The sequence below is a fragment of the Corynebacterium sp. c25Ua_89 genome, assembly GCF_047459735.1.
Classification (GTDB): domain Bacteria; phylum Actinomycetota; class Actinomycetes; order Mycobacteriales; family Mycobacteriaceae; genus Corynebacterium; species Corynebacterium simulans.
On record NZ_JASBOD010000002.1, the window covers coordinates 532766 to 544188 of the forward strand.

10 protein-coding genes are annotated in these 11423 nt (G+C 61.7%); 5 read left to right on the forward strand and 5 right to left on the reverse strand.

Annotated features, from left to right (window positions below):
- Positions 1-6: 6 nt before the first annotated feature.
- On the reverse strand, positions 7-1140 hold the full coding sequence (gene hemW / locus QKB66_RS05320) for a radical SAM family heme chaperone HemW (RefSeq protein WP_414252848.1): 1134 nt from the start codon (positions 1138-1140) through the stop codon (positions 7-9).
- Positions 1141-1292: 152 nt separating this feature from the next.
- On the opposite strand from hemW, the gene QKB66_RS05325 reads away from it, so the two are divergent.
- From QKB66_RS05325 to QKB66_RS05335, 3 genes are all read left to right on the forward strand, one after another.
- Positions 1293-2672 (forward strand): hemolysin family protein, encoded by a 1380-nt coding sequence (locus QKB66_RS05325; protein ID WP_414252849.1) that lies wholly within the window; start codon positions 1293-1295, stop codon positions 2670-2672.
- A complete protein-coding gene (locus QKB66_RS05330) occupies positions 2672-3715 on the forward strand; it encodes a CNNM domain-containing protein (protein ID WP_061925805.1) in 1044 nt (347 codons plus the stop codon). Before QKB66_RS05325 ends, QKB66_RS05330 begins: the two co-directional genes overlap by 1 nt.
- A gap of 272 nt (positions 3716-3987) precedes the next feature.
- Complete coding sequence (locus tag QKB66_RS05335; protein WP_414252850.1) at positions 3988-4827, forward strand: hypothetical protein; 840 nt, start codon at positions 3988-3990, stop codon at positions 4825-4827.
- Between the two features lie 85 nt (positions 4828-4912).
- Here the strand turns inward: QKB66_RS05335 and QKB66_RS05340 are convergent, their stop codons facing one another.
- Both QKB66_RS05340 and QKB66_RS05345 read right to left on the reverse strand, forming a co-directional pair.
- On the reverse strand, positions 4913-5599 hold the full coding sequence (locus QKB66_RS05340) for a hypothetical protein (protein WP_061925799.1): 687 nt from the start codon (positions 5597-5599) through the stop codon (positions 4913-4915).
- A 163-nt stretch (positions 5600-5762) separates the two neighbouring features.
- Entirely contained in the window at positions 5763-7598 is a 1836-nt protein-coding gene (locus QKB66_RS05345) for an AMP-dependent synthetase/ligase (RefSeq protein ID WP_070498114.1), read from the reverse strand.
- Positions 7599-7695: 97 nt separating this feature from the next.
- Between QKB66_RS05345 and malQ the strand changes: the two genes are divergently transcribed.
- Positions 7696-9789 (forward strand): 4-alpha-glucanotransferase, encoded by a 2094-nt coding sequence (malQ, locus tag QKB66_RS05350; protein WP_414252851.1) that lies wholly within the window; start codon positions 7696-7698, stop codon positions 9787-9789.
- Here malQ and QKB66_RS05355 read toward each other — a convergent pair.
- Together QKB66_RS05355 and QKB66_RS05360 are read right to left on the reverse strand one after the other, a co-directional pair.
- The gene (locus tag QKB66_RS05355) at positions 9786-9947 is read right to left on the reverse strand and encodes a hypothetical protein (RefSeq protein WP_168161759.1); all 162 of its coding nucleotides are present in this window, start codon (positions 9945-9947) and stop codon (positions 9786-9788) included. The genes malQ and QKB66_RS05355 overlap by 4 nt on opposite strands.
- Before the next feature lie 11 nt (positions 9948-9958).
- A complete protein-coding gene (locus QKB66_RS05360; protein ID WP_070498110.1) occupies positions 9959-10156 on the reverse strand; it encodes a hypothetical protein in 198 nt (65 codons plus the stop codon).
- 33 nt (positions 10157-10189) lie between these two features.
- On the opposite strand from QKB66_RS05360, the gene QKB66_RS05365 reads away from it, so the two are divergent.
- Positions 10190-11423: carboxylesterase family protein (locus QKB66_RS05365; protein WP_414252852.1), on the forward strand; the 1234-nt coding region annotated here is incomplete at its 3' end.

Here is an 11423-nt window from a genome sequence, read left to right on the forward strand (position 1 = left end):
TGGCCTTTAAGCTTCCTCGGCAACCAACAAGTCGGTGATGATGCCGTCTGCCAAAAGGCGCCCCGGCTTGGTCAAGCACAGCCGGTCGCCGGCGCGCTGCAGCAACCCACGGGAGATGTAGTCCGCGATGACCGGCTCCGCGCCGCTGCCCAGCCAGCCAGCCGGAATGCCCTCGCGCAGGCGCATGCCAAGCATGACCTTCTCGGTGTGCCTATCGGCCTCGGTTAAAACCTCGCGTTCCTTCACCGGCAACTCGCCGCGGCCTAGCATCTCGATGTAGCGGCGCGGCAGCTTCACGTTATAAAAGCGCTCGTCGTTCAAATGCGAGTGCGCGCCAGGGCCCGCGCCCCACCAGTTGCCGTCGACCCAGTAGATGCGGTTGTGCTCGCACTCGCCGCCGGGCTTGGCCCAGTTGGAGACCTCGTACCACTCGAAGCCTTCCGCTTCGAGCGTCGCAGAGACGGCCTCATAGCGCCTCGCCAGCACGTCCTCGTCGGGTGCAGGCAAGATTCCCTTTTTCACCTTGCGCGCCATCCGGGTGCCGTCTTCCACGATGAGCGAATACGTGCTGACGTGGTCGACTCCCGTTTCGAGGACGCGGTCAAGGGTAAGCCGCACGTCGTCGTCAGTCTCAGTGGGCGTGCCATAGATCATGTCCAGATTTACGTGCTCGAAACCTGCGGCGCGGGCCTCACACGCGGCGTCGAAAGCCCGGCCCGGGGTATGCGCACGCTCAAGCACTCGCAGCACGCTATCCGACGCCGACTGCATGCCCAGCGAAATGCGCGTAAACCCCGCCTCGCGCAGCTGCTCGAAATAGCGCGGGTCCGTCGACTCCGGATTCGATTCCGTGGTCACCTCCGCCCCTGGGGCCAAACCAAGAGTCTCTTTCACACGGGCCAGAATGCGGCTAAGGCCCTCGGCGCCCAACATCGAAGGCGTGCCGCCGCCAATGAATACGGTCTGCGCCGGCCTTCCCACCTGCTGCGCCGCCATGCCCAGCTCGCACTCGAGAGCGTCCAGGTATGCGGCGGTCAGATCGCCACCCAGCTCACCTGGGGTATAGGTATTGAAATCGCAATACCCGCACCGCGAGGAACAAAACGGGACATGAATATAGAGGCCAAAGTCTTGAGACATGCCCTCTAGGCTAGCTTGGGCCGGGAACTAAATACCCACCGGTACGTTGAAGGATGTAATCTATTCTGCAGTTTCCCATAAATAGAAAGGCAGCTTCAGTGGAACCTCCGAGTCGATGTCCCCGCCTCACCGAATGGCAGGCGGGGTAGGCCATGGTGCAAGCAATCCTTATGATTTTGGCGGGATTTCTGGTCATTGGCCTGATTATCGTCGCGAACGCGTACTTCGTTGCGCAAGAATTTTCTTTCATGTCGGTGGACCGCGCACAACTGCGCTCCATGGCTTCCGAGGGCAATAAGACAGCTGAGCGTGCCCTGAAAATTACCCAGCGCACCTCCTTCATGCTCTCCGGTGCCCAGCTGGGCATCACCATCACGGGCCTGCTGATTGGCTATGTGGCCGAACCCCTGGTGGGCCGCGGCTTGGGTGAGCTGCTGGGCGGCGTGGGCATTCCCGCCGGCGTTTCCATCACCATCGGCACGGTGGCAGCACTTTTCATCTCCACCATCGCCACGATGCTCTTTGCGGAGCTATTCCCCAAAAACTACACCATCGCAGCTCCGATGAAGACGGCGTTGTTCTTGTCCACCTCCACCATGTGGTACCTGCGCATTTTCGGCTGGCTTATTCACTTCTTTGAGTACGCCTCGAATGCGATCTTGAAGGTCTTCGGCATCGAGCCTGTAGAAGACGTGGATTCTTCCGCCACCACCGATGATCTCGAGTCCATCGTGGATGCCTCCCACGAGGCCGGCGACATCGACGAGGCAACCTACCTCGTGTTGGACCGCCTGTTGGACTTCCCGGAACACGACGTCGAGCACGCGATGATTCCGCGTTCCCGCGTCGACGTCATCGATCCGCAGACCACCATCGGCGAGGTTCGCGAGATGATGTCCACGGATCACACGCGCTACCCCATCATCGACGATGAACACAACCCCATCGGTGTGGTGCACTTGTTCGACGTGCTGGGAACGCAGCTTCCCGACGCCACCGCGGCCACCGAGATCATGCAGCCCGCCGTTGTGGTGCCAGAGCTCATGCCGCTTCCCGACGTCGTGACCGAGTTGCGCGACGCCAACGACAAGCTGGCCTGCGTCATCGACGAGTACGGCGGCTTCGTCGGCATCGTGACCATGGAAGACCTAGCCGAGGAGATCCTGGGCGATGTCAGCGACGAGCACGACATCGAAGAGACCGAGGAAATCACCGAGCAGGATGAGTCCCACTGGCTCGTCGATGGCGATACACCGATTGACGAAATCGAGCGCGCCATCGGCCACGATCTGCCGGAAGGCGACTTCGAGACCGTGGCCGGCCTGCTGATTTCCCACTCCGGCGCGCTGCCTGAGGAGGGCGAGGAGTACACGATCGAGCTCGAGGCGGAGCCGGATGACTGGGTAGAGCGCGACGACGCCCCAGTGCGAAAGCTGCACATGCGTGTCGAGGAGATTGACCGCCACGTGCCGGCGACCTTGGCACTGGAGCTCATTGAGGAATACGCCGATCAAACGGAGGAGGAGAGCTAATGACTGATACTTGGTGGTTTAACCTCCTCATCACGCTTGTCATCATCGCCGCCTCGGCCTTCTTCGTCATCATCGAGTTTTCGATGATGGGCGCGCGCCGCAACCGATTGGAAGAAACCGCTGAGACCTCCCGCACCTCGCGCTCGGGCTTGCGCTCTTTGAACGAACTGACCATCATGCTCGCCGGCGCGCAGCTGGGTATTACGGCGGCGACCTTCGTGCTGGGTGCAGTGACCAAGCCGTGGGTCCACCACCTGCTCATGACCCCGCTAGAGGCACTCGGCCTGCCGCTGGGCGTGGCCGACGTGGTCTCGTTTATTTTGGCGCTGTTCATCGTGACCTTCCTGCACCTGGTCATCGGCGAAATGGCTCCGAAGTCTTGGGCGATTACCCACCCGGAGACCGCGCTGCAGCTCATCGCGGTTCCTGCCCGCGGCTTCATCTGGCTCTTCCGCCCGCTTCTGAAGTGGATTAACCACATGGCGAATGCGATGGTGCGCTGGACTGGCGAGGAGCCCGTCGACAGGGCCGGTGCCGCCGGCTACGACGCGGATACCCTGCGCCACTTGGTGGAGCATTCCCGCGAGACGGGCACTCTGGACGATGATTCGGCGAACCAGATCACCGGCGTAATTGAGTTGGAGGCCTCTACCGTTGGCGCGCTGGCTCGCGAGCACGGCTCCCAGGTCGTCCCGCTGTCCCCCGACGCTACGGTGGCTGAACTCCATGACTTGGTCACCCGCAAGTCCATCATGCGCGTGCTGGTCTTCCCGAAGGATTCCCGCGTGCCGCGCATCGTGCACGTGCGCGATACGCTCCTCGCCGAACCGGACACGCCAGTGCTCGAGTTCTCCCGCCCCGCGCTGACGGTTTCCTCCTCGCTGACTGTCCAGAAGACCTTGGACCACATGCGCGCTCGCAACGAGCAGCTCGTGGCCGTGGGCAAGGCGGACAAGGATAAAGCGATGTGGATTCTGACGTGGGATGACATCATGGGCCAGCTATGGCCGCAGATTACGGAGCAGTTGGACTTGGCCAACTAGCGCCCAGCCCTCCTTCCTGCCCCCTTTCCCGCTTCCCCTACCCCTTCCCCGCAAATACCCAGCCCTGGAAGCCCAGACGCCGTGGTCGCGATTTTCAGAGTTGAAAAATATTTTTTCGCGACCACGGCGTCTGGGTTTCCAGGGCTGGTTTTCTAGGGCTGGGGGTTCAGCCACAAGATTTCACACCCATTTGTTGACGCCGCCAACAAGTTATCCACAGCTTTCAAAATTGTCTCTAGAGCTACACACCCGCGGCGGGCGAAACTAGTGCCATGACCACTCTTGAGACCATCCACCCTGCCAAACCCGCCACGTCCGACGACCTTAAATCCGGCACACTTTTGCAGCTAGCACCGCGCATGGCCGTAGACCGCGAGAAATACTTAGCGCTTTCCGCCGTCGAACGCCAGCGCCTCGAATGCATAGCCATAGCCCGCAGCTCTTATACCGCGGTACTGATTAGCAAGTCCGCCGCACTCCTGCATGACCTTTGGCTGCTCCCCTGCCCCGAAGACCCGGTCGAGCTAGCGCTTCCCTGCGGCAGCCTGCCCCGCCACAACCGCCATGCGCCGGGACGCCGCTACCGCAAGACCATGGTCGGGGACGTAGAAACCATCGACGGTGCGCGCGTGGTTAGCATTGCCCGCGCGGTTGCCGACGTCGCGCGTTACCACGGCTTCCGCCACGGCCTCATCGCCGCAGACTCGGCGTTAAACATGGGTATTAGCCCTGCCCAGCTGCAAGCCGAAGTCGATGACTTAGGGCGCGTGCATAATGCCGCAGCAGCCCGCAAGGCGATTGCCTGCGCCAGCTCCCTATCGCGCTCGCCTTTCGAGTCACTCGTGCGCGCACTGGCTGTGGAGCTGGGCTTAGACGCCAAGCCGCGGCAACGCGTGGCGCCTGGCATCGAGGCATTGCTCGTCGAAGAGTCCATTATTGTCGAGATTGGCCCGCAAGCGGTCCTATCGCGGCGCTCGAGCCGCACGGCATACCTGCGCTCCTTGGGATACCGAGTAGTTCAATTTACGCCCGAGCAACTAGCCAAAGATCCAGATACCTGCCGGAGGACGCTGCACATGGTGGCGCAGGCGCACGCGGCTAAGGCGAGCTAGAAAAGACAAACACCGCCGAACGAGGGAATCGGCGGTGTTGGTGTCTCCTTGTGTGTTGGCAACAAGGAAGTCTATTTATTGGCTCTTAAGCGGTAGTCGCGGCCTGTCGCGCGGCTTCGCGCTTGGCACGCACGCGGGCAACCACAGCGTTAACGCGGGCACGCTCTTCTAAGAACGGCGGCGGGTTGTGACCACGCATCGTGCGCACGTAGGCTGGGTGGGCTTCGACGACGGTATGGCGCCAAGCCTGCACCGCGATGAGCGCGGATTGACCGGCACGCTTGTACAGGTGCGGCAGGGAAATCATGTCCAAGTTGCGGGCCACGGCGTCGGTTTGGCCGAGCACATAATCCACCAGCTCGCGCAGGTAATCCGCCACCGCCCCAGTGCGGCCGCGCAGCGTGGCAGCGAGCTCGGAGACCACGATGGTCGGGGAATCAATCGCAAAGGCAGCATCCAGGCTGCGCGCGGTGAGCTGCTCTGGCTCGGCGATATCGTTGTTGCCAGATGCCGCGGCGGAGATAGTACCCGAGCGCACCCCTGAGACCAGCGCGTGGCGCAGGCCAATCAGTTCGCCTACGCAGCGTCCGGAATCAATGCGGGCGTCCTCGACGATGTCGCCGAGTTCCGCCAGGCAGTCCAGTGCGAGTTCATCGTCCCAATCCTCAATCGCCTCGATGAGGTGCTCGATATACTCGACAACTTCGTCGCCGATGTTGTAAATCTCCTGGGTCAGCTCGCGGTGACGTAGCTCGGCGGCGATTTTGTGCATGCCGGTCCTTTCCGCAAACTAACCTCTAGTTGAGGTTGAGACTTCTCTGTAACGAGTGCTGACTTTATTCCAGATCCTGTGAACGATCTGCGCGACACTCCGAACAAACTCACAGACTTGAAAATTGCGGGGAGCCGGCGAATCACCCGCCGGCCCTAGATGCCTACTGCTTCTTCGAGTAGATGTGGTCAATCGCGTTAGCGTAGCGCTGTGCCACGACATAGCGCTTGACCTTCATCGTTGGGGTCAGCTCGTTGTCTTCCTCAGTCAGGTCAGATTCCAGAATGTAGAACTTCTTAATAGCCTCCGCATGGGAGACAGTGGTGTTGACCTGGTTGATAGCGTCCTGGATTTCCGCACGCAGCGTGGCGTCGGTAGACACCTCGCGCATGGAACGGTTGGCCGGGATATTGTGGTCAGCCTTCCATCGCTTGAGCTGGTCCTCATCCAGGGTCAGCAGCACACCGATGAATGGCTTGCCGTCGCCCACGACCATCGCCTGGGAAATAAGCGGGTGTGCACGCAGCATGTCCTCCATCGGCCCTGGGGAGACGTTCTTGCCGCCTGCAGTAACGATGAGGTCCTTCTTGCGGCCGGTGATGACAACGTGGCCGGAATCCATGATTTCGCCCAAGTCGCCGGTGTTGTACCAGCCATCTTCCAGCGCATCCGCGGTGGCCTCCGGGTTGTTCCAGTAGCCCTTGAAGACGATGTCGCCCTTGATCAAGATTTCGCCGTCTTCGTTGACACGGATGGTGGTGCCCTCCAGTGGCGGGCCAACGGTGCCGATCTTCAGATCCTCAAAGTTCACGGCTGCAGCTGCCGCAACCTCGGTAAGGCCGTAGCCTTCGTAGACGGTCACGCCGATGCCGCGGAACCAGTGCAGAAGGTCATGGCTCATCGCGGAGCCACCGGTGATGCAGTAGCGCACCTCGCCGCCCATGGCATTACGGATGGTCGAATAGACCAAACGGTCAAAGAGCTGGCGCTTTGCACGCAGAAAACGATCCGGACCCTCCGGGGTATCCAGCGCGCGGGAATACTCGATGGCCACCTTCTCGGCCTCGCGGAAGATACCCGCCTTAATTGGGCCGCCCTCCTTGGCCTTGGAAGCCGCACCGTTGCGCACCTTTTCGAATACGCGCGGCACGCCCAGAATCAGGTTCGGGCGGGATCGCTGGAACTCGATGGTGATGGTGCTGAAGTCAGACCAGTGATTCTGCGAAGCACCGCTCATGGCAACGGCCAGGGATACTGCACGCGCCAGCACATGGGCCAGCGGCAGGAAGGTCAACACGTGGTTGCCCGGCACGGCGATGCCGCCAATCGGGTTGGTCAGCAGGCCCAAAGTCTCCGCCAGCCAGTTACGGTGGGTCAGGATGCAGCCCTTCGGGCGGCCGGTGGTGCCGGAGGTATAGACCAAAGACGCGAGGTCATCGGTCTTGGTGGCAGCGATGCGGGCGTCAACGACGTCGTCGGAAAGCTCGCGGCCCTCAAACATCAAAGTATCGATGGCCGAGGAGTTGATCTCCAGGATGCGGCGCAGCTGCGAAGGCGAATTCTTCAGCGCCGGCTTGCCGTCCTCCTGCAGCTTCAGGTGCGCCACCAGCTCAGAGTGCTCGCGCGATTCAGTAATCGCCAGCACCGCGCCGGAGTCCTCCACGATCCACTGCACCTGGGACAGCGAGGAGGATGGGTAGATGGGCACCGAAGCTGCGCCGGCAGCCCAGATTGCGAAATCCAGAAGCGACCACTCGTAGCGGGTGTTTGACAGCAAGACCACGCGATCTCCCTGCTCCACGCCAGCGGCAATAAGGCCCTTTGCAACTGCATAGACCTCTTCGACGAACTGCTTGGCAGTGACGTTAACCCACTCATAGCTGGCCGGGCGGGTAAACATCACGCCGTGTGGGCGCGCCTTCGCCGTGGCCATCATGCGGGTTAGACAGGTTTCACCGTCTTCGATTTCAAACTTTGCAGGAGTGTGCGCTTCTTGCATAGTCACTGGATATCCTTTCGCACATCTATATAACTCCAGCCCACTCTATCAACCGATACCCCGACGTGTGACCTAAAGCCGTGGCAGAATGTGGCATGTGACTACGCGTGAACTGCTCGAAGAACTCGCCCAGCGCCATGGCGTTGCCGCCAAGTACTCCTCCCAATCCGGCTACCCCATTTATGTAACGGATGAAACAATCGCCTATACCCTGCGCGCATTGGGCGTGGTGGTGGAAGACCGCGCGAGCGAGGAGCGCCTGACGCACCTGCTCTACGAGGATTACTTAGAGCGGGCATCGCGCCCGTTGCCGCCGTGCGTGGTGGCTAAAGAGGGCGTCGAGAAGCAATTCCTCGTGCACGTGCATGCGGGCCAGCCGGTGGATATCCAGGTAGAGCTCGAAGATGGGCAGCTCCGCCAGGTCTATCAGGACGAAAACAACGCCCCGCCTGCCGACGTCGCCGGTACCCACTGGGGCGAGGCCACCTTCCACATTCCGGGTGATCTGCCGCTGGGCTTTCACGAAATCCAAATGTCCTCGCCGGGCATAGGCGCGCATTCATGCCCGCTGATCATCACCCCGGCACGCCTTAACACTGCTGACCCGTACTTAGAGCGCCCTGCCGCAGGCGTGATGGCGCAGCTGTATTCGGTGCGCTCGGAAAATTCCTGGGGCATCGGCGACTTCCAGGATTTGGGGCGCCTGGCACAGACCGTGGCGCCTTTCGCCGATTTTCTGCTGATTAATCCCCTGCATGCCGCCGAGCCGGTGCCGCCTGTAGAGGATTCGCCGTATCTTCCCACCACGCGGCGTTTTATCAATCCGCTCTACCTCAACATCGAGTCCATTCCGGAGCTGCAGCAGCTTTCCCCGGAGCTGCTTGACGACGTCCACGAGCTCGCTGCCGAGTTCCGCGAGCGCAACCGCAGTGCCGCTGAAATTGAGCGCGATTGCATCTACGAAGCCAAGCTCCAGGTATTAAGAGAGCTCTATAACCAGGAATTTTCTGCTGAGCGCCAAAATAAGTTCTTGGAATTCCAGCAGGCAGAAGGAAAAGGCCTACAGGACTTCGCGCGCTGGTGTGCCGAGCAAGAGCTTTCGCTGCGCACGGGCCAGCGTCACGCGGTGGAGGAAGAGGCCGGCGAACTCGCGCGTTTTTATGCCTGGCTGCAGTTCTTGTGCGACGAGCAGTTGGCTGCCGCGCAGCGTCGCGCCAAGGAGGCGGGCATGCGCATCGGGTTGGTCACCGACCTAGCCGTGGGCGTGCACCCGGGTGGCGCGGACGCGGTGAACCTCGCCGAGTACCTCGCGCCGCAGAGTTCCGTGGGTGCCCCGCCTGATGATTACAACCAGCAGGGCCAGGACTGGTCCCAGCCGCCGTGGCACCCGGTGCGCCTGGCGGAGTCGGGCTATAGGCCGTGGCGAGAGATGTTGCAGACCATCCTGCGTCACTCGGGCGGCGTGCGGGTGGACCACATCTTAGGGTTGTTCCGCTTGTTTTGGATTCCGCGCATGACGTCGCCGCAGAACGGCACCTATGTCTATTACGACCACGAGGCCATGCTCGGCATTCTCGCGCTGGAGGCCCAGCGGGCAGGAGCGGTGCTCGTGGGCGAGGACTTGGGCACTCTCGAGCCGTGGATTCAGCATGTGCTGGCAGAGACCGGGGTGCTGGGAACTTCCATCGTGTGGTTCGAGCGCGCCGAGGATAACGAGTCGCCCTTGCCGCAGCACGCATATCGCCGCTTGGCGCTTGCCTCCGTGGGCACGCATGATCTTCCGCCGACCCTGGCTTATCTGCGCGGCGAGCATATCGCGCTGCGTGCACGGCTGGGCGTGCTCACCCGCTCCGTGGCCGAGGAAGTAGCAGATGACCGCAAGTGGCAGGCGCGGCTTCTGGATGAGGTGGAGCGCACCGGGCTGCTGCCGCGGCGCGAGCCAGAGGAAGAGGTTGTCTTGGCTTTGCACCGCTACATCGCCGGCACGCCTTCGGCGCTAACGAGTACGAGCCTGGTGGACATGGTGGGCGACGTTCGCGCGCAGAATCAGCCCGGCACCACGAAGGATCTCTACCCCAACTGGTGCGTGCCGTTGTGTGATTCCACGGGCACGCCCGTGCTCATTGAGGACTTGGAAAGCAACGAGTTGTTCCAGAAAATGGCACGCGCTAGCGCCCGCCGCGGCGATTAAATAAACAGGCCGATGATTGCCACCACCACGACGAGCGCGATCATCGTCCACAGCGTCAGGCTGACGCGTGACTTTGGCAGGGCGCGCTTGCGGGGTGCAGGAGTTTGATTGCGTTCGGGATCCCAGAGGCCTTCGCGCGGATCTTCGGACGTTGACATGGTTTCCAAGCTTAGCGGGTGGCGGAAGTGGAAGTCTTCTTCGGCCCCTTCAGGTGGCGGGCTGTGAAGTCGATGGCGAACATCAATGCCCAGGCTGCAAGCGCAAGCAGCGGCACCGCCACCACGATGAGCACCGGCATTTGCAGCCATACCGGCGCCTGCACCATCGCCTGCGATAGAGCACCGGTCAAATTTGTCCACCATTCCATAAAGCGGGATTTTAGCCGAGTACTCTAGCCCGTATGACTAACACGCCAGTTCACGTCACTTGCCCGGCAGGCACGATCACCGGATACACCACAGATACGGTCAATTACTTCCACTCCGTGGACTATTCGGAGATCCCCAGCGACTTCGCCGATGCGCGGCCGCTTCAGGCACCTCGCGACCAGGACGCACGTGTTCCGCGTCCGGAGGCGGTTGCGCTGACTATCACCGCGCCTGCCGAGACCACGGATACCCCAGTGTTGGTCTACATCCACGGCGGGCGCTACGAGCATGGCACCCACGAGGATCCACGCGCCGAAGGCACCGCCAACGCGCAGGCCGGAATCGTGCAGGTGCAGGTGGGCTACCGAGTGGGGCTGCCAGGCTTTGCGAAGTTCCGCGACGACGAGGCCTTCCGCTTCCGCGGCATCGATGATTGCCAGCTGGCGCTCGAATGGATTCAGCGCAACATCGAGTCCTTCGGCGGCGACCCCACTAACGTCACGCTCATCGGCCAATCAGCCGGCGCCACCACCGCGTTGTGGCTGATGCGCCGCGACCACTACCGTGGCGCTTTCCGCCGCGTTGTCGCGCTTTCCCCGGCCTTCCCGTTGCAGCCCTTCGAGGAACGCAAGGCCACGCTGCGCCAAGCCATGGGCACCGCGATTACCCGCGGCTCGCTAGAGAGCCTGCCACAAGAAAAGCTCGAGGCGGGCTACCGCAAGTTTGCAAAGAAGTACAAGTACGGCATGGCATTGGGCCCCGCGCCTTTCGACGCCCGCGAGCTCGCCGACATCCCGCTGGTGCTCGGCTCTACCCGCGATGAGTTCTACGACGTAGCCTCCGCACAGAAGGCCGACGCCAGCCCGTTCCGCAGGCTTATCGCGCGCTATCTCGCGCCCAAGTTCGGCTTCCCACGCAACTCGGTAGATACCTGGATGCAGGTGGCCAACTATTTGGACGAAACCCGCCCGCTGGGCCGCATGATTGGCGATGGCAATATTCGCCGCTGGGTGACACAAGCAGGCGCCGACGCCCCTGGCCCTACCTGGATGATCGAATTCACCCGCGCCGATGGCCCGGCACTCCACTGCGCCGAGCTGCGCTATCTCTTCGGCGTGCACAACAACGACTCCACGAAAAGGCTCAACCGCTGGCTGCAAGAATTTACCTGCACCGGCGAGACCGGTTTTCCGGAGTATCGCCCCGACCATGCCATCTGGGAATACGAGATGGATAGCGGAAAGCAGCGAGTTGCTTACGCCAGCC